Consider the following 25,957-nt stretch of genomic DNA (forward strand, 5'->3'; position numbering starts at 1 on the left):
CCGCATAGGGCAGGGAAAGTCAAAGACAAAAGCCAAACACTCTGGGTGCCAGCTCAGACGACAAGGCCAACCTCGCGATGGGTTGGCCTTTTTCTTTTGACGTTGAGCCCTAGATGGCGCCTTGAATTTTCGTAAGCGGGCGGAAAAAAGACGGGAAACTGTCTGAGCGAAGCGAGTTTTTCCCGTCTCCGCCCGGTTACGCAAATTCAAGGAATGGGTCGCCATCTCGGGCGCGCCTTTCTTTTGCTTACTTTTCTTTGGCAAGACAAAGAAAAGTGAGTCGGTCCCGGCAGGGAACGAAAAGGGGGGTGGACCACGAGCAAAAAACTCAGTGCACCAGCTGGTTAATCTCAATAATCGGCATCAACACAGCCAACACGATGAGCAACACCACCACGCCCATCGTCAAAATCAAAGCCGGCTCCAGCAAGCCAGTCAGAAACAACGTGCGCCGCTCCAACTCCTGCGCCTCACCTTGTGCGGCACGTTCCAGCATCGCCGGCAGATTGCCCGTCGCCTCGCCCGAGCGGATCAAATGCACCAGCACAGGGGGAAACTGATTCTGCGCCGCCAACGCCCGCGCCAGCGAAGTCCCTTCCCGCACCCGCGTGGACGCATCCTCCACATTGGTCTTGAGCGCGACGTTGTTCAGCGTCTCGCCTGCCGCCTGCAAGCCCCGCAAGATCGGCACGCCGGCACTGGTGAGGATCGCGAGCGTGCTGGCAAACCGCGCGGTGTTATAGCCGCGAACGAGCTTGCCGAACAGCGGCGCGGTCAACAGCCACTTGTGCCACGACAACCGCAATGCCGGCTGCTTGAGCAGATTGCGGATCAGCACGCCGATCGCCACCAGAACGATCGCTGCCAGCCAGCCCCAGTTCCGCACAAAATCCGACAGCCACAGCATGATGATCGTGAGTGTCGGCAGCTTCTGCTTGGTGTTGGCAAACACGCTCACCACCTGCGGCACCACGTATGACAGCAGGAAGATCACGATCGCAAACGCCACCACCGTGACGATGGCCGGATACGTGAATGCCAGCTTGATCTTGGAGGTCAGCGCGTTGCGGCTCTCGATGTAGTCCGCCAGGCGCGAGAGCACGAGGCCCAGGTTGCCCGAGTGCTCCCCCGCTGAAACGAGGGCGCGGTAGATGTCCGGAAAATCCTTCGGATGCTGCGCCAGTGCCACCGAGAGTGAGCTGCCGCCCACCACTTCCGCGCGAATGGCCGCGAGCAGCTCGCCGACGTACGCACGTTCGGCCTGATCGGCCAGCGCGGCCAGCGCTTCATCGAGCGGCAGACCCGCCACCAGCAGGCTGGCAAGCTGGCGCGTGACGAGCGCGTTTTCCTGCGCCGAGAGCCGCTTGCCGAAGCTGGACCCGCTGCGCTTGGTGGCCTGTGCGCCCAATACGTCGACCAGCAGCGGAGTCAGCCCGCGTGCGCGCAGCAGCGTGCGCGCCTGACGTGCGCTGTCGGCTTCGATGACACCCTTGTCGGTCTTGCCGGCGGCGTCGGCGGCTTCGTAGCGGAAGGCTGGCATGCGCTATTCGTTTGATCGCGCCTTAGTCGCGTGTGACCCGCAGTACTTCTTCCAGCGACGTGGCGCCTGTGTCGATCCAGCGCTGTGCATCCATGCGCATGGTCTGCATGCCCTGGCCGATGGCGAGCGCCTTGATCTCGGATTCTGCGGCCTGGCGGTGGATCATCGTTTGGATTTCCGGCGTGACGGTCAGCAGTTCATAGACGCCGGTTCGGCCCTGGTAGCCGGAGTTGCTGCAACGGTCGCAGCCGACGTGATGCCACACCGATTTGCGTGCCGGTGCGGCGGGTGCCACGCCATCCGCAACCGGCGTGCCGGCCACGGCTTCCACTTCCGCAGGCGTGAGTTCGAGCACTTCTTCGCGGCGGCAATGTACGCACAGGCGGCGTACCAGCCGCTGCGCCAGCACACCCAGCAGCGATGAAGACAGCAGGAACGGCTCGATCCCCATGTCGATCAGGCGCGTCACGGCGGAGGCAGAATCATTCGTGTGCAGCGTCGCCAGCACCAAGTGGCCCGTGAGCGAGGCTTGCACGGCAATCTGCGCGGTTTCCAGGTCGCGGATTTCCCCGATCATCACCACGTCCGGGTCCTGGCGCAGGATGGCGCGCAGGGCCTTGGCGAACGTCATGTCGATCTTCGGGTTGACCTGCGTCTGGCCGATGCCGTCGAGGTCGTATTCGATCGGGTCTTCCACCGTCATGATGTTGGTGGAAGCGGAATCGAGCCGCGACAGTGCCGCATACAGCGTGGTCGTTTTGCCCGAACCCGTGGGGCCGGTGACGAGCACGATGCCGTGCGGCTGATTGATGAGGTGGTCAAAGCGCGCCAGCGTGCCGGCGCCCATGCCGAGCTTGCTCAGATCCAGGCGGCCGGCTTCCTTGTCGAGCAGACGCAGCACCGCGCGCTCGCCGTGGCCGGTGGGCAGGGTGCTCACCCGCACGTCCACCGGGCGACCTCCCACGCGCAGCGTGATGCGGCCGTCTTGCGGCAGGCGTTTCTCGGCAATGTCGAGCTGCGCCATGATCTTGATGCGCGAGATGAGCGCGCCGTGCAGCGCCTTCTTGGGACGCACGACGTCGCGCAGCGTGCCGTCCACCCGGAAGCGCACCACGGATGCATTCTCGAACGGCTCGATGTGGATATCCGAGGCGCCTTCGCGCGCGGCCTGTGTGAGCAGCGCGTTGATCATGCGGATGATCGGCGCGTCGTCTTCGGATTCCAGCAGGTCTTCCACGGCCGGAATGTCCTGCATCAGGCGCGAGAGGTCGACTTCGCCTTCCACTTCGCCCACCACCTGGGCTGCGCTGCCGTCTTGCGCGTTGTAAGCCGTCTGCGTGGCGGTGGACAGCGCCGCCGTGTCGAGCGTCACCAACTGCAGCGCGCCGAACACGCGGCCGAGTTCAGCCAGCGCCGTGCGCGAGGTTTCGGGGCAGACCCACACCTCCAGCGTGTCGACGTCCTGGCGGGCGACGAGCAGCTTGGCGTCGCGCGCAAACGCATACGGCACCAGCCGCACGGCGGACTGCGAGGGCGGCTCGAGCGTGCTGACGTCGGTGGTGGGAGCTTGCGTTGCCATGGTTCGTTGTCCGTTGTCAGCCACCATTGCGCGGCGCATTGCCATCGTAGCCGCCCGAAGTGGGCGCCGCGAAGTTCTGCAGGCGCGGCTGGCTGCGCGTGGTGCCTTGCGGCATCGGCATCGGGGCGCCCGGAGGCACCTGCGTGCCGGCCGGGCCCTTCGGCACGATCGACACATCGCCGTAATTGTCAGCCGGGCGCATGGCGCTGGGCGTGGGCAGTACCGGCGTGTCCTTGTCCGACGTGGTCGGCAGCATGTTCGGCGAGACAAAGCCCTGCTGCGTGTCGCGCATGTAGTTGTAGCGGTTGTCCGACAGCGCGCCGGTGGCATCGGCCGTGCGCAGGATGATCGGGCGCAGGAACACCAGCAGGTTGGTCTTCACGCGCGTCTTGTTTTCCGAGCGGAACAGCGCGCCCAGGATGGGGATGTCGCCCAGGCCCGGCACCTTCTGCTCGCCGTCCTGATAGTTGTCTTCCAGCAGGCCGCCGAGCACGACGACCTGGCCGTCGTTGGCCAGCACGTTGGTCTCGATCGAGCGCACGTTGGTGGTGGGGCCCTGCGTCGCATTCTGCGTGCCCGGCACCACCGCCGACGACTCCTGGAAGATCTGCATCTTCACCAGCCCGCCGTCGGTGATCTGCGGCTTGACGCGCAGCGTGATGCCGACGTCCTTGCGGTCAAAGGTCTGGAACGGCGTGACCGAAGCGGCGCCGCCGGTCTGCGCATATGAGCCGGTCGTGATCGGCACGTTCTGGCCGATCAGGATCTTGGCCTCTTCGTTGTCGAGCGTGATCAGGTTGGGCGTGGACAGCACGTTGACCGAGCCGTCCGAGCCCAGCGCGCTGAGGATGGCGCCCAAACCGCTGCCCCTGTTGAACACCCCGAAGTTGCCGCCGTTGAGCTGGCCAACGCTGTTTGAGAGCGTGCCGATGGCAGTCTGTGCGGCCGTACTGCCGATGCCGCCGCTGGTGATGGTGGCAATCGTGCCCGCGAGGTTGATCAGGTTATTGGCGCCGGAGCCGAAGTTGGTGCCACCGCCAAAAAAGGTGGTCGGGCCGCCCGCGCCGGCCATCCATTGGATGCCCAACTGCGACGCCTTGGTGGCCGTCACTTCCACGATCATCGATTCGATATAGACCTGCGCGCGGCGCGCGTCGAGGTCGTCGATCACGGCGCGCAGGTTCCGATAAACCGGCTCGCTGGCGGTAATGATGAGCGCATTGGTGGCCGGATCGGCCTGGATGATGCCGCCGGTGGTTGGCGTGTTGTTCTGCCCGAACGAGGCGCGGAACGAAGAGCTGCCGCTGCCCGAGCCGCTGCCCGAACCCGAGCTGCTGCCGTAGTTGGTGTTCTGCGTGTTCTGGTTCTGCGAGGTGTTCACGCCGCCGGCCGGCTGCGAGGTCGCGCCTTGGGCGGCGCTCTGGCCGCCCGGGCCGGTCGATGCCGAGGCCGACAACGTGGCATCGGCCGCGACGATCGCGCGCAGCGTGGTGGCCAGCTGCACCGCGTTGGCGTTCTTGAGCGGCACCACCCAGATGTTGCCCGGGCGCGCATTCGGCACGTCCAGCTTGGCGATCAGTTGTTTGGCTTGCGCAAGGCGTGCCGCGCTCGACGCACGCACCATCACGCTGTTCGAACGGGGCTCCGCCACGACCGACGTGCGCAGGCTCGGGTCCGACAGCGCCGCGCCGGCGCCCGCACCGCCTGCACCACCGGCCGACGGGTCGAGCAGCTTCTGCAGCGTGGCCGCCACGTCGATGGCCACGGCGTTCTTCAGCGGAATCAGTTCGGTCTCGCCGGCCACGGGCGTGTCGATGGAGGCGATGATGCGGCCGATGCGGCGCAGGTTGTCGGCGTAATCGGTAATGACCAGCGTGTTGTTGGCCGGGTATGCGGTGATCGTGTTGTTGGGCGCGATCATCGGGCGCAGCACCGGCACCAGGTTGTTGGCCGATTCATGCTGCAGGCGGAAGACCTGCGTGACGACCTGTTCGCCGCCGCGCGAGCCTGCCGCGCCCACGCTCGTGGGCGAGCCCTGCAGCTTGGCGTCGGCTTCCGGCACGACCTTGGTGAAGCCGTTGCCCTCGACAATCGCGTAGCCCTGCATGCGCAGGATCGAGCCCAGTGATTCCAGCGCCTGCGCGCGCGTCACCGGCTTTTCGGTGACGAGGTTGACGGTGCCCTTCACGCGCGGGTCGACGATGAAGTTCTTCCCGGTGGCCTGGCCGACGGCCTTGACCACCGAGTCCAGATCCGCGTTGACGAAATTCAGCGAGACCTCATCCCCGGGGTTGCCGACGGCGCCGTTCTGGGCAGATGCCGCGCTCGGCGGGGCGGCGAAGACTGGCATCGAGCCGGCCACCATTGTTGCGCAGCATGCCAGGACGATGGCGCGAACGGTGAGTCGGGAAGAGGCGTTGTACATGGTCTCGTTCATGGTTGTCGGCACGCTGGCTCGCGCGCCGGCTTGAGGATCAAAAGCGGAGTCGATGATGCGACCCGTCGCGCGGGCCCAGCAGACTCAACAGGCCAATCAATTGCGGTTCCGACTCCGGCGTGGCACTGGCCACCCCGGCAAAATGCGCGCTGGGCCCAAGGGTGCCCTGGCCCTGCAGAGTGAGCGGCCCGGCCAGCGTCGACAGCGACAACTGCATCGGCGCGCCGCTCACGCCGCCAAACGACACTACGGCCTGGTAACTGCCCAGCGGCCGCACCCGGCTGAGGCTGGATGATACCTGCTCAAGCGTGACAGTCAGCGCGCCCTGGGCGGTGTTTGGCTGGCCCTTTCTACTGCCGAATTGGCCCGAGAGCGGCGTCCACTGCGCCCGCAGCCGGCCATCCAGCTTGAGCGTGTTGAACGGCGCGCCAATGCCTTCCAGCAACGATGCAGGCAACGCAACCGTGCCAGCCTCTGCGTCCCAATGCCCCGGCGTGACCGTCAGCGTGACCGGCTTCTCCAGCGCGCGATCGTGCGTCAGGTGCGCGCGCAGCGTGCCGGTCAGCAGTGGCAGCATGTCGATCGACCAGGACAGCCGGCCGGGCAGCACGGTCGCGTCGGCCCCGCCGTTGCCTGCGGTCAGCGCCAGCGTTGCGCTGCCGTGCCAGATACTGCCCTGGCTGTCGGCCAGCAACACACGGTGCCCCGTGGCCGCGGCCACGCGCTCGGCCGCCCACGCGGCCGGATACTGCGCCACCACGGTCACGCCCACGGCCAGCAGCGCCACGCCACACCACAGCACGCGCCAACCGAGGCTCGTGCGCTCGTCGGACTCGGCAGGGCGGCGCAGGCGCAGCGGCGGCAGTGATTCAATTCCCATCGGCACGATCGGACCCGTCAGTGGCCCGCGGCGGCAGGGCCTTGCAGCGTCGCCGTCACGTTGACCAGGGCCGTTGCGCCCACGTATTTGATGTTCGTGTCGATCACCTTCATGCGCTGCGCCTGCCGCACCTCCTGCAGCCATTCGGCGACCGCGCCAAAGGGCACCTTGTCCAGTTGCACCTGCACGCTTTCGCCCGACATCGCCATCCGCGTGGCCTTCAGGCCGTGGTTGGTCAGGCTCGTGTTGAGCGCCTGCTGCAGTTCCGCACCGCGCGGCACGGGCGCAGCGGCAATGGCAGACAGGCCGCGGGCTTCCTGGCCGAGCGTTTCCATCTCGGCGAGTTGGCTGCGCATCTGCGGCAGGGCTTTTTCGATGCGGCGCTGGCCCTCGAAGGCCGGCTCCCACAGCATCAGGTAGACGATCACGAGCAGCAGCACCACGCCGCCACCGGCCAGGATGCGGCGTTCACGCGGTTCGCGCTGCATCCAGAAGGTTGTGGCCGCATCGCGCACCGAGTCGGGCACGCCAATGCGCGGCAGGCGGCGGGATGACGATCGGGAAGAGGGGGAGGAAGTCGCCATGGAGGAATCGTTATTGGGCGATAGAGACCGTCCAGCGCGAGCCCGGTACGGTGGCTTCTGCGCCGCGCGGGGCCTCGGCGGTGTCCATGTTCAGGCCGACATTGCGGGCGGCGGTGCGCAGGCTGGCGGTGTCGGTGCCGTCCTTGAGCGTGACTGTAAGCGCGCGGCCGTGGTAATCGAGCGCGAGCAGCGCATCCGGCGCGAGCCCGGTCGCAGCCTGGGCAAAGCGATCGGCCAGCGGCAGGAAGTCTTCCGGCGCCGATTTGCCGGCGGCCAAGCGGAGCTGTTCGACCTGGCGGCGCATCTGCGCGGGCGGGTCGAGGATCACCGGCGTATTCGGGAACGCCGTCTGCAATTGCGCGCGCATGGCGGTATCGAGCCGCTTCTGCTCGGCACGCAGCGTGAGCCACCGTGCGTTCATGCCGATGATTTGCACGACCATCAGCAGCACGGCCAGCGCGATCGGCAGGCGCCAGAGGCTCCAGTCCATACCGGCCACGCCGCCGCGCGCAAAGTCGAACTGGCAGAGGTCCGCCTCGCCCGAAGCCAGGGCATCGCGTGCGCCGGCGGCCCAGGTGGACCAGTCCAGCGTGGCGGCGGCCGGGTCTGCCGACAAGCCCGGCGCCAGCTCGCGCAATGCGGGCGAGACCATCAGCGTGGCCGGCGTGGGGGCAATGCCCAGCCAGTTGCCGAGGTTGGCCGGCAGCACGCGCAGGCCGTAGCCCTCGGCGCGGCCGGTTCGTACGGTGATGTCGATGGCGACGGGCGCGTCCGGGTCGGACGGCGGTGCCGCATCGAGCGCGATGGTTGCCGGTGCAGCGGCGGCCACGGTTTCAGCAGCAGGCGCTTCGACTACGGGTTCAGGGGCAGCGTCAGCGGAAGCGTCAAGCGACGGTTCCGCACGTTCGACGGCGTTTGCCGATTCTGCAATCGGCACCGCAGCTGCGATAGCCGTTTCAAACGGCACGCAAAGCTGCGCGGGCAGCAGATGGCAGGTGCGGTGCTTGTGGCCGGCAAATGTATCGAGAATGAATCGGACCCACGCGCGGTCGGCAATCATCAGCGCGCGCGACTGCGGCTCGCGGGGCGCGCGCCAGCCACGCGCAGGGGCGTCGCCCAGGCGGGGCCCAAGGGCGATATGGCATTGCTGCGCGTCCTGCACGAGGCGGTCTTCCACCAAGTTGGGCAATGCCAGACGCAGCTTGGGCAGCGCCAGCGGCGGCACGTTGGTCGGCACCAGCAGCACATCGGCGGCGGGCAGCAGAAGGATCAGGCGATCAGCCGCGGGTAGTTCGTCGGTGCGCGACGTACCTTCGCGCTGAACACGTTGGGCCCCAAGCGCGCCCTCTTCACGCACCAGCGCGAAGGGCACGGAGGCAAGCGCGCCCGCCGACCAGCGTTCGGGCGATTGAATGGGCCGGTGCGGCAGGCGCACGTACAGGGAGGTCGTCAAACCGCTCCTCTATTGATCTTGAGAGTGTGAATGCGAACTGCCAACGGAAGCGCCGGATTGCGCAAAACCCGCGATGCTGAACGATGCGGATGACAATACGGCGAAGGCTAGGGTCTGTCTACAAGCGGCGCGTACGCACGTAGAGGGGTGTTGCGCCGCCGTCATGACGGAATCTCGTCAACGCGGCGGACCCAGACGATGCGGGTCGCGTTATTGTTGATCGGATCGCCACGTGAAACAAGCGCCACTTCTCCGATCCGGGCGCGCTCATGGCGGGCCATGCCGTAGACCAGAAAATAGTGGGTCTGCACGTCCAGCAGATTGGCCGCGGCAGTGGTGTCGACGCCGGGCGCGATGCCGCGCAACTGGTTCGTGACATCGCCGATGTTGCGGAAGTAAGCGCGGTCGCGCGCCTGCACCAGCGAGCGGGCGCGGTCCAGACTCAGGTTCGGGATGACAGCGGCCAGCACTTCGGCGCTGGCTGTGTTGGCGTTGATCTGTGTGCGGGTGGGCAGCACGATCACGTAGGGGCGCAGCTTGGCGATCATGTCCGCCGTGTAGCCGGGGATCGTCAGCAGGCTGGCCACGTCGTCGAGCGGTCGTGGGCCGTTGCTGTTGCTGCCGCCGCTCCCGCCGCCGCTGTCTTCGCCGCCCTGCTGACCACCTTGCATGCCTTCGATCGACTGGAAGCCGCCCAGCATCTGCGCCAGGTAGGTCGCCGTGATATTGGCCAGGCTCGGGTCGATGTTGAGCGACTGCAGCAGCAGGCCGTAAGCCTTGATGGCGTCTTTGTCGCGGCCGGTAATGAGCGTGCGGGCGCCCAGCGTTTGCGCCGTCAGCAGGTTCATCAGGTTGAAGCGTGCCTGGGCATCGAAGATGCGGCCCGACAGGTACGACTCCTCGCCGGCCGTGTCCGTGCGCAGCGAGCTGCCGAGGAAGTCCGACAGCTTGGTTTCCTGGATCGGCACGGCCCAGATTTCGCCCAGGTGGTCCACCGCGCCAGTGCGGCGCTGGTCATCGCGCAGGATGAGGCGCGCCCAGTCGATGCCCGCCCGCGCAATCCACGTGGCCTGCGCTTTCAGGCGCTGGTTTTCCACTGAACGAATCTCCACCTGCTGACGCCACAGCATGCCCGACACGATCACCACGGCCAGCGTAACCACCAGCAGCGCTGTGATGATGGCCGCGCCGCGCTGGCGCCCGGCATGCGGATGACGTTGAGCAAGTCGACGGGAGCATCGCGCCATGTCAAAGCCCCGTCATGCAGATGCGCGTGAAGCGCTGCGGCGCGCCCTGCGGCGTCATGCGCACGAGCAATGCCAGTTCCACCGCGCGCACCGAGGCTGCCGGCACCACTACGCCCGGGGTGTTGGCCGAGGGGGCCGACGCGCTGGGCGTGGAAGCCGACGGCAAGCCGGTGAGGGTGGTGGTATTGCTGCCGGCCGGGAACAGCGCCGCAGACAGCGCGCCCGTGTTGTCCATCCAGCCGCCGGGTTCGATCCATACGCGCGCGCTGATGCTGTCGACGTTGGTGGCGAGCAGGTAGCGCGCGGCGCCCACGCCGCCCTGGCGCAGGTTGTCCAGCGCATTGCGCAGGTCGCCACGGTTGGTGATCGGTTGGGTCTGGAGGCGTTCGAGCCGGCCGTCAACGATGCGGTAAAGCACCACTTGCCAGGCGGGCGGCTGGCCATCGTCGCGGCGGTCGCGCACCATCAGCACGCGGTTGGCGTCTACCTCCACCGGCGAGCGCGACAGCGTGTTCGGATCGGCCAGCTGGGTGCAATCTGCGTCGAACTGGGCGTAAGCCGTTTTGAGTGCTTCGATGCGTTCGTCGCGCTGGGCCAGCGCCTCGTGCGTGCGGGTCATGCTGTCCAGCCCGCGCCAGGCGATCACGGCCAGGATGGCCAGCAGCGTGATCGCCACCAGCAGTTCGAGCAGGGTGAAGCCGCGCGCCGAACGGTTAGAAGACATTGCGCGCATCGTTTGGCAACAGAGTCACGAGCCAGGCCAGTCGCACGGATTTGGATGCATCCGGATAGACGGACACCTCCACGCGGCGGAACACCGGATTGGGCGTGGTGGCGATGGTCTCTTCGCACCACAGTTGCGTATCGCCTTGCGGGCACGCAAAACCGCGCGCGCCGGGGTCTGGGAAGACGCGTGCCAGGCGCAGGTTGGCGAGGTGGTTCTCGGCGCTCCAGGTGGCGATCATGCGCGTCTGCAGGGAATCGCTTGCGGTGGTCATGTTGCCCATGGCGCGCATGGTGGCGGTGAGCGCCACGGCAACGATGGTTAGCGCCACCAGCACTTCGAGCAGGGTGAAGCCGCGCGTGCGCGTGGGACGGTGGTTACGCGTCATTGCGTTTGCGCCTCCGTCAACACGCGCGGGCCGCCATCGGACACGACATCCACGCGCGAGCCTTGCGAGGTCAGTGCCACGCGCCACGGCAGGCCGATCGCCTCACGGCCGAACACGAGGCGCTGCGGCGCACCCGGCACCGCAGCGGCACCGGCGACGATCTGTACGTTGTCCATGCTTTGGCGCCAGTGGCCCGGCGCGAGCACGTCGCGGTTGAGCTGGCGCCAGCCGTTGGGGGTGGATTCGTAGAAGCGCCAGCCCTGTGCATCGCCTTCCCACGCCACGGGGCGCGAGGTGAGCTGCGCCTCTTCCTGTGCGAGCTCGATCAGGCGGGCCAGCTTCTGCGCATCATCGACCAGTTGCGAGCGCGGGTTGGGCGTGGCGTTCACGGCCACCACGGCCAGCACGATGCCGATGATGACCACCACCACCAGCAACTCCAGCAGCGTAAAGCCGAGAGCCTGCCGGCGGCGGTGTGAATGGCCGAGCATGGTGAGCGGGGGGCGGAGGGGACGGCGGCGGCTTAGTTGTCCCAGTTGCCGATGTCGGCGTCGTTGCCCGTGCCGCCGGCCTGGCCATCTGCGCCGAAGCTGAAGACGTCCACTTCACCGCGCACGCCGGGGTTCAGATATTGGTACGGGTGGCCCCACGGGTCTTTGGGCAGGCGTTCCAGATAGCCGCCGCCTTTCCAGTTGTTGGGGATCGGCTCGGTGGTCGGCTTGGCGACCAGCGCGCCAATGCCCTGCTCGGTGGTCGGGTAGCGGCCGTTGTCCAGGCGATAGAGCTTGAGCGCCTGCGAAATGGAAGCGATGTCCTGTTTGGCGGCGATGATGCGCGCCTCGTCAGGGCGGCTCATAATCTTCGGCACCACCAGCGCGGCGAGGATGCCCAGGATCACCACCACCACCATGATCTCGATCAGGGTGAAACCACGCGCTGCTTGTCGGGCGAGGGCGCGCTGGCGGAAGGAAGAGCGAAGTTGGCCTTGCATCATGGCGACAGAGTTGGCAATAAGGGGAAGAGACACAGTATATCCGTGACATATGACCATATATTGCATGGCAGGGTCATGCTGCGTTGGCTCTAGAGCCGCACCTCCAAGCTGTTCACCGAACCGGCATGAAGGGCGGATAGAATCGGCGTATTCCTACGGTGCCTCGCCCCATTTCATGAACGCTCGACAGTCGTCCCGCCTGCTCAGTCTTGTACTGTTTGCTGCCCTGTGTGCGCTCCTGACGCACTGGGCGCTGACGCTGTCGTCACTGCGTTCGCTCGGCGCCCCGCGCGAGGCGCGCGTGGCCCAGACCGATGCCTTGGAGACGGGTGCGGCCGTCACGCTCTTTGGCGGTGGCCCGCAGAACGGCCCGCGCGATGTGCAGGTGATGGGTGTGGTGGCCGATCTGGCGGATGGTTCGGGCGCAGCCATCGTGTCGGTTGACGGTGGCGCACCGCAGGCCGTGCGGGCCGGCAAGTCGCTGTCGTCCAACCTCAAGCTGGTGGAAATCAAGGCGCGCTCGGTGGTGATTGAGCGCAATGGCACGCGCCAAGAGATTCCGCTGCCGGCCAGCGCCGTGGCGGGGGTGTCGCCGGCCAATCGCAATGCGTCGCCGCTGCCGCTGCCACCTGCAGGCGCCGCGGCTCCGCTATCGACGCCCGCCACGCCACCCGCGCCGCCGGTCCCCAACAACCCGGCCAACACCGCCATGCCGGGCGCCATGCTGCCCATTGCGCCCGCACAGATCAACACGGGTGACGAGCCCGCCAACCAGGGCGGCGGTATCGTCGGCCCGCGCCACCGCGCGGCGGCTGCCGCACGCAAGGGCGATAACCCCCAGCCGGGTGCCAACCAATAGGCCTCTGGCAATAGGCATCTGGCGGCCCGCCATGCGGTGGCGGGCGCATATTACAGCGCATGTCATTGGGGTAACAGCGTGTAAAAGCCGGCAACGCGTCGGCATTGTCGGGTTCTAATCCGCTACACAGTCCATGTGAAAAGGAGCTGACCATGACCAACAAGCGTGCTGTCCACGCCTTCCTCGCCACCTCGGCCCTGTTCCTGGCCATGTCGGGCATGAACGCCCGCGCCCAGGATGCCAGCGCCCCAGCCGCCAGCGCACAGGCGCCGGCCACCGCCACGGCACCGGCTGCGCCGCAAACCAGCGCCCGCCCCGGCAGGATGGCCCACCAAGGCGGCTTCAAGGCCATCGACACCAACGGCGACGGCCAGATCTCGCGCGACGAGGCCAAGGGCCACGCCTGGCTTGAGAAGAACTTCGACCAGATCGATACCAACCACGACGGCCAACTCAGCAAGGACGAGCTGGCCGCCTGGCACAAGGCCCACAAGGGCGAGATGCACGAAAAGATGGCGGAACGCTTCGACGCCAAGTTCAAGGCGGCCGACAAGGACAACGACGGCTCCCTGAGCAAGGACGAAGTGCAGGCTGGCATGCCGCGCCTTGCCAAGAGCTTCGACCAGATCGACGCCAACCACGACGGCAAGATCACCGAAGACGAAATCCGCGCTTACATGAAGGCCCGTCACGATGCCCGTAAGGCGCAGAAGAACACTCCTGCAGCCGCGGCCATGCCGGGCGGCCCGTCGGCAACGAAGGGTGAGTGACGGCTCGTCTGAATCTCCGCACGCAAGCGGCGCCTTCGGGCGCCGTTTTTATTGCCCACGCCAGTCCGCATCCTCAATGAGGCGCAAGGCGGGTGTGGGTCGATTTTGCTATCGGGCCATGTCTGCGCCGCATGCGCCGCTGCAGCTCATGCCCATAAAAAAACACCCCGACGGCGAACCATCGGGGTGCGGGTACAGCACGCCTGAAGTTTGAGGGTCTTCAGGCCGGCTGATCGTCGGCCTTGAGCACGCCGCGGCGCATCTGGTCGAGCTCGATCGACTCGAACAGCGCCTTGAAGTTGCCCTCGCCAAAACCTTGGTTGCCCTTGCGCTGGATGAACTCGAAGAAGATCGGGCCAAGCTGGTTCTCGGAGAATATCTGCAGTAGCAGATCGCCCGGAGCGCCGTCGATCAGGATCTTGCGTTTCTTCAACTCCGCCACGTTTTCGCCATGGCCGGGGATGCGCTTGTCGACCAGTTCGTAGTACGTGTCGATCGTGTCCAGTAGCTTGATGCCGTTGGCACGCAGTGCGTCCACCGTCTTGTCCAGCGCGGTCGAACCCAGCGCGATGTGCTGGATGCCTTCGCCGTGGTACATGTCCAGATACTCCTGGATCTGACCGGCCTTCTCCGTCCCTTCCTCGTTGATGGGGATGCGGATGTTGCCGCACGGGCTCGTCATCGCCTTGCTCTTCACGCCCGTGACCTGGCCTTCGATGTCGAAGTAGCGCACTTCACGGAAGTTGAAGAAGCGTTCGTAAAACTCGGCCCATTCCTTCATCCGGCCACGGTAGACGTTGTGCGTCAGGTGGTCGATGTAGGTCAGGCCGTGCCCGGTGGGGTTCGGGTTGGCGCCCGCGATGGGCACGAAATCCACGTCGTAGATGCTGATGTTGCCGATGTCGCCGGCCTTGGCGTCGTTCTTGCCGGTCCAGCGGTCCACCAGATAGATCAGCGAATCGCCGATGCCCTTGATGGCCGGAATGTTCAACTCCATCGGGCCGCTGTGCGTGTCGAAGCCCCAGGCGCCCAGCTCCAGCGCGCGCTTGTAGGCGAACGCGGCGTCTTGCACGCGAAACGCGATCGCGCAGATCGACGGACCGTGCAGACGCGCAAAGCGCTGCGCGAACGAATCCGGCTCGGCGTTGATGATGAAGTTGATCTCGCCCTGGCGGTACAGCGTCACGTTCTTGTGACGGTGCTTCGCGATGGCGGTAAAGCCCATGTTCTCGAACAGCTTGCCCATGGCAACGGGGTCCGGCGCGGCGTATTCGATGAACTCGAAGCCGGCGGTGCCCATCGGGTTTTCCCAAGGCGTGAATTGCATGGTGAGTCTCCTGCGGGGCGGGCGCTGTGACAGCGCTCAGGTCTTTGACTATCCTCGCAGTGTAGGAGTGTCGATCCAAGCAAAAATTGCGAAGTTGTGCCCGTCTTGCTAAATTTGCGCAAGAAAATTGCCGAATTAATTGGTGCGGAGCAACAAAAATGAATAAAGTGGAACTCGACAAGATCGACCGCAAGATCCTGGAAGTCCTGCAGAACAACGGCCGCCTCACCAATCTGGAAGTCGCCGAGCGGGTGAATCTGTCGCCCAGCCCGTGTTTGCGACGCATCCGCCGCCTGGAGGAAAGCGGTGTCATCCGCCAATACGCCGCGCTGCTCGACCCGACCAAGATCGGGCTCGGGTTGTCGGCGTACATCAACGTGCGGCTGGAGAAGCAGGGCGGTGCGCCCAAAGGGAAAGGCCCGTCCGACAATTTTCGCGCGGCTGTGGCGACGTGGCCGGAGGTGGTCACGTGCTACGCCATGACCGGCGAGATGGATTACCTGCTCAAGGTGTTCGTGGAAGACATGGAGCACTTCGCGCGTTTCATACGCGACCAACTGCTTGCGCATCCAGCGGTGATTGATGTGAAGAGCAGTTTTGCGCTGGAGCGGATCAAGGATACGACGGCGTTGCCGGTGGTGGTTTGAGATGTGCGCCCGTATCAGGCATTGTCCGGCACCACCAAATTCGCATCCCGCACCAACCGCCACTTCCCATCCGCCTCTTTGCGCAGAATCGTCAGCGTCTGGCCTGAGCGCCGCGCCGCCTTCCCATCCGGCATGGTGACGACGATGTGCAGCGCGTTGCGCAGATACGCGATGTCGCCAAACACCTGCACCTCCTGAATATCGCTTGTGCCGTCGACGTGCACGTCCTTCATGCCTTCGGACATCTTGGCGAAAGCCTCCTTGCCAAAGGGCGCCTGGCCGGGCGTGAGGAAGAGCACGTCGTCGGTCATGAGGCTGAGCAAGGTGGCCAGATCGCCGCTTCTGCTGGCGGCGAGCCAGGTGTCCACTACGTTGCGGATGGCGCGTTCGTCGTCGGTCATGGCGGTGCGGGTCTCGTTGAAGCGGCAGCTGTTGACTCTACACCGCGGGTTCGACCGGTGGCGCCACGCGGCGCTTGATGAAGACCGCCGGGGATAACACCGGGATATGCCGGGCACGCAGTGTGACCAGCCAATCGCCCACGGCGTTTTCGCAGGTGAGGCGAAAGTGGTTCGCGTCGAGCCATTCGACGTCATCCAGCCAGAACGTGTAGTACGCCGCGCCGATGGTGCCGGTGCTGATCGCACGTGAGAGGTCGGGCGCGACGAGTGTGACGGAGACCGCCTCTTCAAACGGGCAGTCGTAGCTGGTGATGAGGACGAAGCCGAGATCGGTCTGATACTGCCGCAGCAGTTCGTAGCCAGGGATGGCGAGTGTGGTGTGAGGCACGCCGTCGACGATCACGCGCGTGCGCATGGGCCACTGCTCATACGGGCCGCTGTGTTTCTCCAGGGCGAAGCGTTGGAGCGGCTGCATGACGGCGGCGCGGTGCGTGCGCTATTCCTTGCGCATGCCGCACAGGGCGACCTGGCGCGCGGGGTCGGCGGAATCCTTCCAGCCGGGTTCTTCGCGCTTCTGGTAGGCCTCCATGGTCTGGTAGCCCTTTACGCTCCAAGAGAACTCGCTGTAGCGCGAGACCTCGATGACGGCAAGGCCGCAGCGCTTGCGGTGGTCTTCAATCTTGAAGGCCGCGTGCGGGTGGTCGCCCGACAGGTCCTGCTCGATCACCTTGTAGCGCGTTGGGCCGCACTTGAAGAAGCTGGCATTCCACTCGATGGTCTTCGGCCGGACGAACAATGCTCCGTAGCACGCACGGCCATCGCCGCGGAAGGTTCCGGTCAAAGTGTCTGCAGCCATGGCCGATTGCGCGGCCAGCAGCGACACGGCGATGAGGAGGCGACCTACTTGCATGCGGCGGTTCCGTTCTTCGGGATGAGCGTGAGCACGTAATCGAGTTTCCGGATGTACGCGGCGTCGCCGTGGTTGTACAGCACGGCAATGTTTTGCGTCGTCACCGGCCGCCAGCCGGTAATCACCTTGCGCATGGCGGCTTTGCGGTATTTGACCACTTGCCCGGGTTTGAGTGTTGCGGCATTCGGGTTGAGCGCGCGCATCTCCGCCAGGGTAGAGCCTTGCGCGCGGGCGATCTTGTCGAGGCTGTCGCCCGCCTTGACGGTGACCTCATAGACCTTGTCGTCGGTGTCGCGCACGCTCCTGACGTCGAACTTTGCCATGCGCGTGAGCAGGTAGCCGATACCGGCGCGAATGTTCCACGCTGGCACCGTTCGGGCCAGGCCCGCATTCAGCCGGGTGCGGATGGCCGGAGGGACGATCAGGTCGCTGCCCTCTTCGCCGCGTAGCAAGGTATTCAAACCGGGGTCCCCCAAGTTGCCGATCTGCATCGGCTTGGTCTGCCACGCTTCCGAATCCGCTCCGGTCTCGACCCACACCATCGCTTTGACGATCTGCCAGTCCAGCGGCAGATAACCGGCGTTGCCCATCAGATAACGGTTGTATTCCCCCACGGCAGACTGGATATCGCAGTCGTAGCCGTTCCAGCGGTCGGGGTGCTGGGTGGAGGTGTTGATGTAATCCTGCCAGCGCTCGAAATCGGTTTTCGGTTTGACCTGGGCCTTGGTGACCATGCGCCCCTCCGTGGTTGCGTGACCTGTGGAGGGGCATGGTAGCCAGCGCTCGCCAGCCGCGTGTTAACGGCTGTTTATGTACCTTGCCGGTGGCTGGCGGCCGTCCGCGGCAACGCATCGGCACCCAAGCGGGCGCGTCGGTTAGTCCGCGACTTCAAACGCAGCCGGGTCGGTCAGCACCTCCAGCCGATGCGGTACCGTGGGTTTGACGGCCGCCGCCGTCATCGCTTGGAGCATGAGCCGCTCGCGCACGCTGCTCAGAAAATCAGCGCGGTGGCGGCGCAAGACGAAATCGCGGTAGTTGTCGGCTTCCAGAGCGCGCCACGCCGTCTGGCGGTCGGCTTCGGAGCGCATGCGTGCCGCTTCCAGTTCGCGTGTTTCGATGTGGGCGTTGGCGGCGGTCAACGGGGCATAGCCGTAGCGGGTCATGTCGTCGCGCGCCAGGGTTTCGATGATCGTGATTTCGTCCATCGACAACTGCTGGTGGAATTTGTCGATATTGGCGGTGATGGGCGCAAAGCAGTTGGACGTCCACAGCGCCGACAACCGCGAAATCTGCCGCGCTTCGGCCGAGCGCGAGACATCCAGCATCTGTGGCAGGAAGTCGATCTCCAGGAAACTGCATATGCGGCGCAACGTACTTTCCTGATCGACCAGGAAATCTTCATAGCGGATGGTGCACGTGCGCTCCGGATACTGGGCGATGAGTGCGTTGGCGGCGCGGTGCGCGGCCACCCAGGTCTGCGTGTTCAGCAGGGTGTCGAAGTCGTGGATGATCGCGCGGTTCATTGACGCGACCTGCGCGCGCGGGTCGCGCACCACGTTCAGGAAACGCATGTCCGGGAAGAGCGTCATCAGTTCGGCGGCGTAGTGAACGCTGTCGAGCGATTTGTCCATGACGACGCGGGCGCCGTGCTGTGCGCCCGCCCGCAGCAGCAGTTCCCACACCACGCGATGCACGCTGCGCGGTTGGTCGCGCAGGGCTTCGAATACCTCCACCGGATCAAACACCATGCCGGGCCATTTCACCATGCTCGCCGCCTGCAGGCCGATCACGTCGGTCACGAGGCGGAAGTAGGCGCGATCGTCCTGCAGGTTGCCGTACAGCGGCACCAGCGGCATGAAGTCGACGATGTGCAGCGGATACGGCGCGTAGAACGCCGGGTTGAAGTTCAGGCGCAGGCGCAGCGCGTGGCTGCCGCAGCGGCGCAGCGGAATCATCAGGACGGGACGGGGAAGGGCGGTCATCGAACGGTCTCCGGTTGACGGGTGTCCAGCCAGGCGGACAAGTGCGCGTGCAGCGCGGCTGTGGCCGCCAGCAGCGGCATGGCGCCGGTATCGAGCTGCAGCGACGGCGCCTCCGGTGCCTCATACGGCGACGACACGCCGGTGAACTGGGGGATCTGCCCGCCGCGCGCCCGGGCGTACAGCCCCTTCGGGTCGCGCGCCTCGCACACATCAAGCGCGGTGCAGACGTGCACTTCCACAAACCTGTCTGCGCCGATGATCTCGCGCGCCATCTCGCGATCGGAGCGCAGCGGCGAGATGAACGCCGTCACGACGATCAGGCCGACGTCGTTCATGAGGCGCGCCACCTCGGCGGCGCGGCGCAGGTTCTCCGTGCGGTCGGCTTCGGTAAAGCCGAGATCGTGGTTCAGGTGGTGACGCAGGTTGTCGCCGTCGAGCACGGCGCAGCGCTGGCATGTTTCGTACAAGCGCTTTTCCAGCGCATAGGCGAGGGTGGACTTGCCCGCGCCGCTCAAGCCTGTGAGCCATAACGTGAGCGGCGCATGGCCGAACTGATGCGCGCGGGCTTCGTCAGCCACGGAGCCGGCATGCCAGTAGACGTTGCGTGCAGCGGGGCCGGCGCAGGAAGACAGGGCAGATTTCATCGCGGCGTCCTCCGGCTCAAGCCGGCAACAGGGCGGGTTGGTGGTAGCCGATGCGCGCTGCGGGGGCTGCGGCTTTCACCTGGTTTGCCAGCTTGAACACGCTCACCACACCCACCAGTCGGCTCGACTGCTCGCGCATCGATTCCGCCGCTGCGGCCGCTTCTTCAACCAGCGCGGCGTTCTGCTGCGTGACTTCGTCCATCTGCGTGATGGCGCGGTGGATCTGGTCGATGCCGCTGGCCTGCTCGTCGGTCGCGCCCATGATTTCGGTCACGATGGCGGTCACGCGGTGGATGCTGGTCACGACATCCTGCATCGTGGTGCCGGCTTGCTCCACCAGCGTGTTGCCCGCATCCACGTGGTTGACCGAATCGCTGATCAGCAGCTTGATCTCCTTGGCTGCCGCGGCAGAGCGCTGCGCCAGCCCGCGCACCTCGCTGGCGACCACCGCAAAGCCGCGCCCCTGCTCGCCGGCGCGCGCTGCTTCCACGGCCGCATTGAGCGCGAGGATGTTGGTCTGGAACGCAATGCTGTCGATCACGCCGATGATCTCGCTCACCTTGCGTGCCGATTCGCTGATCGCGCCCATGGTGTCCACCACGCGCGCCACCACCGTGCCGCCTTGCGTGGCGACCTCGGCGGCTGTGGCGGCGAGTTGGTTGGCGTGCCGCGCGTGCTCGGCATTCTGCTTGACGGTGGCGTTGAGTTCTTCCATTGACGCGGCGCATTCTTCGAGCGCCGAGGCCTGTTCCTGCGTGCGGGTCGACAGATCGAAGTTGCCGGTGGCGATCTGCTCCGATGCCGTGGCCAGCGTGTCGGTGCTGGTGTGCACCTGTTCGGCAATCGTGGCGAGGCTGTCGCGCATGCGCTTCATGGCGTGCATGAGGCTTGCCGGATTGTCGTGACGCGTGTCGATGACCACGGCCAGGTTGCCGCCGGCGATCTGGCTGGCAATGTCGGCCACCGTGCCGGGCTCGCCGCCGAGCTTGCGCAGCAGCCCGCGCGTGATGAGGGTGCTGGCCGTGAGGCTCACCAACAGCGCCAGCACGCTCAGGGCCAGCAGCCAGTTGCGGCTGTCGATATAGCTCGACTTGGCCTTGGCGGTGTTTTCGTCGTTGAGCTTTTCTTCAAACGCCTGCAGCTTGCCGAGCAGATCCCACCAAGCGCGCTGCACGGGGCGGAATTCGAAGCGCAACACCTTGTACGCGTCTTCCTTGTGGCCGGCGGCAATCAGCGCCTTGACGCGCGTTGCGAACGGCGCGGCCAATTCAGTCTGCTGCCGGATTTGCGCAAGCAGCGTTTTTTCTTCGGTGGTGGTGTCCGGCAACGCGTCGAACATGCGGCCGAGCTTGCGGTCGGCCTCGCTGTACAGGGCCTCCTGCTTTTCAATACGGCTCAGTTCGAGCTGAATTTCGTCATGCTGTTCCAGCAGCACGATATTCCGATACGCCAATGCCCGTTCAGTGACGCTCGAATACATTTTTGCGGCGAGCTTGGCTTCCACGGCGTTGATTTCCGTGGTGTCTTCCAGCAGCCGCCGAAAATCTGACATGCGCTGCAGGCTGAATGCCATGAGCAGCACTAGCAGCCCCATCGTCAAGCCAAAACCCCACGCCAGTTGGGTGGCCACCTTCATTTTCGAGAAGCGCATGTTTGTCCCCGTCATAATCGATAACGAATGCACTATCGAGCGGTATGGCGGGAGCTTGAGTGATTTAAATAAAATTACTCAATATGCGTAATGGCATGTCGGACTGACATCACAAAATAAGTCCGGGAATATCGATGGCGCTTTTTGCAGATATTATTTTATTGAAATGACTTACATTAAATTGCGAGCAATCCAAAAGTGTCATGTAAAACAAAAACGCCCGGCGGGAACCGGGCGTTTCTTGTTGGGCGAAGCAGTTACACAGTACGCTTTTGGGGCGCCAGCGAGCGCCAGAAGCGCTGTCCGAACCGGCGCACATCGCGCAGGTTGCGCTTGAGCATGTAGTCCAGGTCGGCCACTTGTTCGTCGATGGCTTCCGTCAGCAGGCTCATCGTGTCGGCGGGCGGCAGTTCGAGATAGGCATCGGCTTCGCCATAGGCGTACTGCACACGCATACCCGCCTTCTTGGCGATGTGCATCATGGCCGCATTGCGCGACAGGCAGTGCATGTACAGCGTACGCACCTTGGTGTTCTGGCCGTGCATGGCGGCACGTTGGAACAGCGCGCTGCCTACGCCCTTGCCGCGCGCCGATTCCGACACCGACACGCCGAACTCCGCCACGCGCCCTTGCGGGTTGTCGCGCAGGTACGCAAGGTGGCCCACGCCGGTCAACTCAAGGCGCTCGTTGTAGACGCCAAAGACCTTGTCGTGGTCGAAATCGATGCTGTCGACGTACGCCTCGATGACGTGATCCCGCACCACCTGGCCGAATCGCAGCAGGCGGTCCTCCTCGCCCAGGGCGAGCAGGTGTTTGAGCAGGCGCGACCGGTGGTGGGCAGCAAGCTCGCGCACCAGCACGGTGGAACGCGGCGCACCTTGCGCTGCTTCCGTTTTGTCGATGTCGTCCTGGGTGACGACGCCGATGGCCTTGCTCAGTTCGAGCGGGTTCACGACACGGTTCCTGTTCTGATCGCGCGCTTCAGTGGAAGGCAGCGAAGTGATGAATCGGAGGCGCGGATGGCACCTCCGGGGCACTCAATCGGGTGCAACTGAGTGTTGTGCAACGCACCATGCTATTGTAGTGCAATCAGGGTTTCCCCGTAAGTCTGGCGTCAGGCTTTCCGCAGGATTTCCCGATAAATCATTGATTTAGCGCATCCGAGCACGGCTTCCAGCGGTGTGGTGCGACAACAACGTAAATGCTGCGCCGCGCAAAAGCGAGGGAGGGCACGCTTTTCAGGTGCTGGGCGCGTTACATCACCACTCGAAGCGCGATCCCCGCTCGTAACGCCGCTCAACAATAGCCGTGCGAAGATGCGCCATCAAGACGCCCCAGCCTCCTGATTTTCCATGACGCCCTCGCGCATTCTTGTGATCTACGCGCATCCTGCGCCGCGCCGTTCGCGCGCCAACAAGCCGCTCGCGCGTGCGCTGGCCAGCCTGCCCGGTGTGGCCATGCACGATCTCTATCGCCATTACCCCGATTTCGACATCGACGTGCGCCACGAGCAGGAGGCGGTGGAAGCTGCGGAGCTGATCGTCTTCCAGTTTCCGGTGCAGTGGTACGCCACGCCGTCGCTGCTCAAGGAGTGGATCGACGTGGTTCTGGAGATGGGCTGGGCCTACGGGCCGGACGGCACCGCCTTGCGCGGCAAGCATCTGATGGTGCTGGCCACTACTGGCGGCCGTGCCCATTCCTACAACCCGGATGGCATCCACGGCCACACGTTCGACATGTTCTTGCTGCCGCTGCAGCAGACCGCCGCGCTGTGCGGCATGCAATGGCAGCCGCCGCATGTGCTGCACGACGCTGACGACGTGCCTGCCGACGTCATCGACGCCCATATCGCCGAGGTGCGCGCCGCGCTGCAACCCTGGCTCCCGACCGACGCCGTCACCTGAGGTTTCCGACTTCTTCCTTGCCCATGCAATCGCACGATCTGCTCGTCAATTTCGTCATCTACCTGGCCGCGGCCGTGGCGGCAGTGCCGTTGGCGCGTCGGCTGGGGCTGGGCTCGGTGCTCGGCTATTTGCTGGCCGGGGTGATCGTGGGGCCGTGGGGCTTGCGGCTCATCACCAATGTGCAGTCGATTCTGGATTTCTCGGAATTCGGCGTCGTGCTGATGATGTTTGTGATTGGCCTGGAGCTGGAGCCGGCGCGGCTGTGGTCGCTGCGGCGCAGCATCTTCGGTTACGGCGGGCTGCAGATTGTGGTGTGCGCGCTGGCCGTCGGGCTGGCGGTCATGGCGGTGGGCCACCCGTGGCGCGCGGCTGTGGTGGCGGGGCTGGGGCTGGCGCTGTCGTCCACGGCGATTGCGCTGGCCACGCTCTCCGAGCGCAACCTCATGCGCACGCCCGCTGGCACGGCCAGCTTCGGCATTCTGCTGTTCCAGGACATTGCGGCCATCCCGATGATCGCGCTGCTGCCGTTGCTGGCGACCGAGGCAAGCGACGCGTCCGACGGCCATAGCTGGGTGGCTGCGGCCAAGGCGGTGGGCGTGGTGGCTGCCGTGATCTTTGGCGGCCGCACGCTGTTGCGGCCGGTGCTGCGCGCCATTGCCCGCACCAACATGCGCGAGATGTTCACTTCGTTCTCGCTGCTCCTGGTGGTGGGCATTGCGCTGCTGATGCACAGCGTCGGCTTGTCGATGGCGCTGGGTGCTTTCATTGCCGGAGTGCTGCTGGCCGATTCCGAATACCGTCACGCGCTCGAAACCGATATCGAGCCATTCAAGGGGCTGCTGCTCGGCTTGTTCTTCCTGGCCGTTGGCATGTCGATCGATTTTGGCGTGCTGATGCGCCAGCCGCTGGCCGTGATCGGGCTGGTTGCGGTGTTCCTGGCGGTGAAGATTGGCGCGCTGCGCCTGCTTGCCACCCGCTTTGGCATTGCGCGTGGGCAGGCGTGGCTGTTTGCCTTCCTGCTCTCGCAAGGCGGTGAATTTGCATTCGTGGTGTTCGGCCCCGGTGTGGCCGGCAACGTGCTGGGTGCGGAGACCGCCGCTGCGCTCAACCTCGTGGTGGCGCTGTCGATGGCCGCGACGCCATTGCTCCTGCTGCTGCACGACAAGGTGCTCGTACCGCGTCTGATGGACGGAAAGAAGCGCGCACCCGACGCCATCGACCCACAGGACAACCAGGTCATCATCGCGGGCTTCGGCCGTTTCGGGCAGATCGTCGGCCGCATGCTGTACAGCCAGGGCTACAGCGCGACCGTGCTCGATCACGACCCGGACCAGATCGACATGCTGCGCCGCTTCGGCTTCAAGGTCTTCTACGGCGACGCCACGCGCATGGACCTGCTGGAAACCGCCGGCGCCGACAAGGCCAGCATGATGGTTGTCGCCATCGACGACATGGAGACCAACCTGGAGGTAGTCGACCGTGTGCGCGAGCGTTTTCCGCACCTGAAGCTGTACGTGCGGGCGCGCAACGTGTCGCACGTGTACCAACTGCGCGACCGCGGCGTGGAAGTGATCGAGCGGGAGATGTTCGAGGGCTCGCTCATGCTCAGCCGCCGGGTGCTGGAAGGGCTGGGCAAGGAGCCGTACGAAGCGCACCGCATCGCGCAGACGTTCCGCCGCCATACGCTCAATTCAATGGAGCAGGTCTACCCGGTTTACCGCGACCAGAAGAAGCTTGTGTCCCTTGCACAGCAGGGGCGCGACGAACTGGCCGAAATGTTCCAGCGCGACCGCACCCAGCGCAAGCGCCTGCGCGAATCCGGCCTGCCATGGGGCGAGGGCGACGTTCATAGCGACGTGGAAAGCACGCAGCCTGATAGCGATCTCGCCAACGAGGTCGACGGTGGCGACGCAGACGCCCCGATTGATTGTCCCGCGCGCGCAGGCCTCCGCCGAGACGGCTGACTCGCGCCGGTTACGGACGCGATTCATGCGCAAGCAGCGCGAACAAATAAAAAAGGAGCGCTTTCGGCGCTCCTCGGGGCAGATCCAGGTTTCGGGTGGCACTTACACGGCCACGCTCACATTGCGACGCAGTTCGCAGGTGCTGAGCGAATCGGCCTCGCCGCGTAGCAGCAACTGACCGTTGCCGACCAGTTCGCGGCAGCGCCAGAAGACGAACCAGTCGCTGGCGAGCAGCCCGTCGATGGCGCCCATGATGCTGCCGACCACGTCGCGGGCGCTGGCCCAGTCGGTGGGAACGTGCTCCAGGATCACTTCATCCACCGTGCCGTACGACACCGGCACCAGCGTGTTGCCTTTCCACAGCCGCGTATCGGCGTTTTCGCGCACGGTCTGCTGCCATTCGTAGGCCAGGCGGCCGATGCGCAGCACTGATACCGGCGCGATGGTCGAAAACCGCCGCGCCAGCCGGGCGCCCGAATACATGCCGATGGTCGTCAGCGGGCCTTGACCGTTGGGCGCCTCAAGTTCGCGCACATCCATGCCGACTTCATTGATGCGCTGGGGCGCTTGGTGCAGGTGAAACGCCACGCGGCGCAGCATGAGCTGGTCCGACGCGCTTTGGCCGTGCCAGATGGCGACTTCCGTGGTGGCATCGCGCAGATCGGCGAGCGACGCAAGTGCATCGCGCATCTCGGCGGCGAAGTCGATATTGCTGTTGGGCGCCACGCGCTGCCAGAAGCCGGAGCGCGCCATGGCGACGCTGTCGACGTCGACCAGCGGCCCGACGGCGAGATCGTCGCGCAGTACGACTACGGAATCGGGGCGGCCAGCCTGTGCGAGCGCCTGCTTGAGCGTGGCGCCGGCAACATCGCCGTTGACGACATGGATGTATTGCATGGCAGCAATTGTAGCGAGAGTGTCAGCCCGGCGCTTTCGTTTTACGCATCTCTATCAGTATTCCTTTGCGCGGTGTCATGCGCCTACCCAAAGGGGGGATAGCCCTCGGGCAACGCTCAGGCGGGCGTGCGAAAATCGCCGTTTTGTTGCAGACCATAACTAAGAACAGGTGAGG

26 protein-coding genes are annotated in these 25,957 nt (G+C 65.2%); 5 read left to right on the forward strand and 21 right to left on the reverse strand.

Features of this window, described 5'->3' with window-relative positions; all coding sequences use genetic code 11:
* Positions 1 to 328: 328 nt before the first annotated feature.
* The 11 genes from gspF to gspG all read right to left on the reverse strand — a co-directional run bounded on the left by gspF (position 329) and on the right by gspG (position 11,826).
* On the reverse strand, positions 329 to 1,540 hold the full coding sequence (gspF, locus tag M1D44_RS16185) for a type II secretion system inner membrane protein GspF (protein ID WP_092976344.1): 1,212 nt from the start codon (positions 1,538 to 1,540) through the stop codon (positions 329 to 331).
* A 22-nt stretch (positions 1,541 to 1,562) separates the two neighbouring features.
* Positions 1,563 to 3,119, reverse strand: a complete 1,557-nt coding sequence (gene gspE, locus M1D44_RS16190) for a type II secretion system ATPase GspE (RefSeq protein ID WP_439004854.1) — start codon at positions 3,117 to 3,119, stop codon at positions 1,563 to 1,565.
* Positions 3,120 to 3,135: 16 nt separating this feature from the next.
* Positions 3,136 to 5,556, reverse strand: a complete 2,421-nt coding sequence (gspD, locus tag M1D44_RS16195; protein ID WP_024977355.1) for a type II secretion system secretin GspD — start codon at positions 5,554 to 5,556, stop codon at positions 3,136 to 3,138.
* Between the two features lie 37 nt (positions 5,557 to 5,593).
* The gene (locus M1D44_RS16200) at positions 5,594 to 6,436 is read right to left on the reverse strand and encodes a type II secretion system protein N (RefSeq protein ID WP_024977356.1); all 843 of its coding nucleotides are present in this window, start codon (positions 6,434 to 6,436) and stop codon (positions 5,594 to 5,596) included.
* A 17-nt stretch (positions 6,437 to 6,453) separates the two neighbouring features.
* The gene (gene gspM, locus M1D44_RS16205; RefSeq protein ID WP_316854001.1) at positions 6,454 to 7,020 is read right to left on the reverse strand and encodes a type II secretion system protein GspM; all 567 of its coding nucleotides are present in this window, start codon (positions 7,018 to 7,020) and stop codon (positions 6,454 to 6,456) included.
* 10 nt (positions 7,021 to 7,030) lie between these two features.
* On the reverse strand, positions 7,031 to 8,473 hold the full coding sequence (gene gspL, locus M1D44_RS16210) for a type II secretion system protein GspL (protein ID WP_316854002.1): 1,443 nt from the start codon (positions 8,471 to 8,473) through the stop codon (positions 7,031 to 7,033).
* Positions 8,474 to 8,634: 161 nt separating this feature from the next.
* Entirely contained in the window at positions 8,635 to 9,720 is a 1,086-nt protein-coding gene (gene gspK / locus M1D44_RS16215) for a type II secretion system minor pseudopilin GspK (RefSeq protein ID WP_316854003.1), read from the reverse strand.
* A gap of 1 nt (position 9,721) precedes the next feature.
* Positions 9,722 to 10,453, reverse strand: a complete 732-nt coding sequence (locus M1D44_RS16220) for a PulJ/GspJ family protein (RefSeq protein ID WP_204360072.1) — start codon at positions 10,451 to 10,453, stop codon at positions 9,722 to 9,724.
* A complete protein-coding gene (gspI, locus tag M1D44_RS16225; protein ID WP_024977361.1) occupies positions 10,434 to 10,832 on the reverse strand; it encodes a type II secretion system minor pseudopilin GspI in 399 nt (132 codons plus the stop codon). Before gspI ends, M1D44_RS16220 begins: the two co-directional genes overlap by 20 nt.
* The gene (locus tag M1D44_RS16230) at positions 10,829 to 11,323 is read right to left on the reverse strand and encodes a GspH/FimT family pseudopilin (RefSeq protein WP_024977362.1); all 495 of its coding nucleotides are present in this window, start codon (positions 11,321 to 11,323) and stop codon (positions 10,829 to 10,831) included. The genes gspI and M1D44_RS16230 overlap by 4 nt, the downstream gene beginning before the upstream one ends.
* Positions 11,324 to 11,355: 32 nt before the next feature.
* Positions 11,356 to 11,826, reverse strand: a complete 471-nt coding sequence (gene gspG / locus M1D44_RS16235; RefSeq protein ID WP_024977363.1) for a type II secretion system major pseudopilin GspG — start codon at positions 11,824 to 11,826, stop codon at positions 11,356 to 11,358.
* A 175-nt stretch (positions 11,827 to 12,001) separates the two neighbouring features.
* On the opposite strand from gspG, the gene M1D44_RS16240 reads away from it, so the two are divergent.
* Both M1D44_RS16240 and M1D44_RS16245 read left to right on the forward strand, forming a co-directional pair.
* Positions 12,002 to 12,685 (forward strand): type II secretion system protein N, encoded by a 684-nt coding sequence (locus M1D44_RS16240; RefSeq protein WP_316854004.1) that lies wholly within the window; start codon positions 12,002 to 12,004, stop codon positions 12,683 to 12,685.
* Between the two features lie 152 nt (positions 12,686 to 12,837).
* The gene (locus M1D44_RS16245) at positions 12,838 to 13,455 is read left to right on the forward strand and encodes an EF-hand domain-containing protein (RefSeq protein ID WP_024977365.1); all 618 of its coding nucleotides are present in this window, start codon (positions 12,838 to 12,840) and stop codon (positions 13,453 to 13,455) included.
* A 220-nt stretch (positions 13,456 to 13,675) separates the two neighbouring features.
* Here the strand turns inward: M1D44_RS16245 and hppD are convergent, their stop codons facing one another.
* Entirely contained in the window at positions 13,676 to 14,782 is a 1,107-nt protein-coding gene (hppD, locus tag M1D44_RS16250; RefSeq protein ID WP_024977366.1) for a 4-hydroxyphenylpyruvate dioxygenase, read from the reverse strand.
* 158 nt (positions 14,783 to 14,940) lie between these two features.
* On the opposite strand from hppD, the gene M1D44_RS16255 reads away from it, so the two are divergent.
* The gene (locus tag M1D44_RS16255) at positions 14,941 to 15,429 is read left to right on the forward strand and encodes an Lrp/AsnC family transcriptional regulator (protein ID WP_024977367.1); all 489 of its coding nucleotides are present in this window, start codon (positions 14,941 to 14,943) and stop codon (positions 15,427 to 15,429) included.
* A 14-nt stretch (positions 15,430 to 15,443) separates the two neighbouring features.
* Here the strand turns inward: M1D44_RS16255 and M1D44_RS16260 are convergent, their stop codons facing one another.
* From M1D44_RS16260 to M1D44_RS16295, 8 genes are all read right to left on the reverse strand, one after another.
* Positions 15,444 to 15,830, reverse strand: coding sequence for an SgcJ/EcaC family oxidoreductase (locus tag M1D44_RS16260; RefSeq protein WP_316854005.1), 387 nt, complete (start codon positions 15,828 to 15,830; stop codon positions 15,444 to 15,446).
* Between the two features lie 37 nt (positions 15,831 to 15,867).
* Complete coding sequence (locus M1D44_RS16265; RefSeq protein ID WP_024977369.1) at positions 15,868 to 16,305, reverse strand: hypothetical protein; 438 nt, start codon at positions 16,303 to 16,305, stop codon at positions 15,868 to 15,870.
* Positions 16,306 to 16,326: 21 nt separating this feature from the next.
* Positions 16,327 to 16,740 (reverse strand): hypothetical protein, encoded by a 414-nt coding sequence (locus M1D44_RS16270; RefSeq protein ID WP_316684542.1) that lies wholly within the window; start codon positions 16,738 to 16,740, stop codon positions 16,327 to 16,329.
* Positions 16,731 to 17,474 carry a LysM peptidoglycan-binding domain-containing protein gene (locus M1D44_RS16275; RefSeq protein WP_024977371.1) on the reverse strand — a complete coding sequence of 248 codons (744 nt, stop codon included), beginning with the start codon at positions 17,472 to 17,474 and terminating at the stop codon, positions 16,731 to 16,733. The genes M1D44_RS16270 and M1D44_RS16275 overlap by 10 nt, the downstream gene beginning before the upstream one ends.
* A 141-nt stretch (positions 17,475 to 17,615) precedes the next feature.
* Positions 17,616 to 18,722: a sulfotransferase family protein gene (locus tag M1D44_RS16280; RefSeq protein ID WP_024977372.1), complete on the reverse strand. Its 1,107-nt coding sequence runs from the start codon at positions 18,720 to 18,722 to the stop codon at positions 17,616 to 17,618.
* Positions 18,719 to 19,366 (reverse strand): adenylyl-sulfate kinase, encoded by a 648-nt coding sequence (cysC, locus tag M1D44_RS16285; protein ID WP_024977373.1) that lies wholly within the window; start codon positions 19,364 to 19,366, stop codon positions 18,719 to 18,721. Before cysC ends, M1D44_RS16280 begins: the two co-directional genes overlap by 4 nt.
* A 16-nt stretch (positions 19,367 to 19,382) precedes the next feature.
* Positions 19,383 to 21,017 carry a methyl-accepting chemotaxis protein gene (locus tag M1D44_RS16290; protein ID WP_316854006.1) on the reverse strand — a complete coding sequence of 545 codons (1,635 nt, stop codon included), beginning with the start codon at positions 21,015 to 21,017 and terminating at the stop codon, positions 19,383 to 19,385.
* Positions 21,018 to 21,274: 257 nt separating this feature from the next.
* The gene (locus M1D44_RS16295; RefSeq protein WP_024977375.1) at positions 21,275 to 21,970 is read right to left on the reverse strand and encodes a GNAT family N-acetyltransferase; all 696 of its coding nucleotides are present in this window, start codon (positions 21,968 to 21,970) and stop codon (positions 21,275 to 21,277) included.
* A 399-nt stretch (positions 21,971 to 22,369) separates the two neighbouring features.
* Between M1D44_RS16295 and kefF the strand changes: the two genes are divergently transcribed.
* Positions 22,370 to 22,921 (forward strand): glutathione-regulated potassium-efflux system oxidoreductase KefF, encoded by a 552-nt coding sequence (kefF, locus tag M1D44_RS16300; RefSeq protein ID WP_024977376.1) that lies wholly within the window; start codon positions 22,370 to 22,372, stop codon positions 22,919 to 22,921.
* 23 nt (positions 22,922 to 22,944) lie between these two features.
* Positions 22,945 to 24,885 carry a glutathione-regulated potassium-efflux system protein KefC gene (gene kefC / locus M1D44_RS16305; RefSeq protein WP_316854007.1) on the forward strand — a complete coding sequence of 647 codons (1,941 nt, stop codon included), beginning with the start codon at positions 22,945 to 22,947 and terminating at the stop codon, positions 24,883 to 24,885.
* Between the two features lie 102 nt (positions 24,886 to 24,987).
* Here the strand turns inward: kefC and M1D44_RS16310 are convergent, their stop codons facing one another.
* Positions 24,988 to 25,782 carry a DUF1835 domain-containing protein gene (locus M1D44_RS16310; protein WP_024977378.1) on the reverse strand — a complete coding sequence of 265 codons (795 nt, stop codon included), beginning with the start codon at positions 25,780 to 25,782 and terminating at the stop codon, positions 24,988 to 24,990.
* Positions 25,783 to 25,957: the final 175 nt, after the last annotated feature.

It is taken from the genome of Ralstonia sp. SA306, assembly GCF_054792405.1.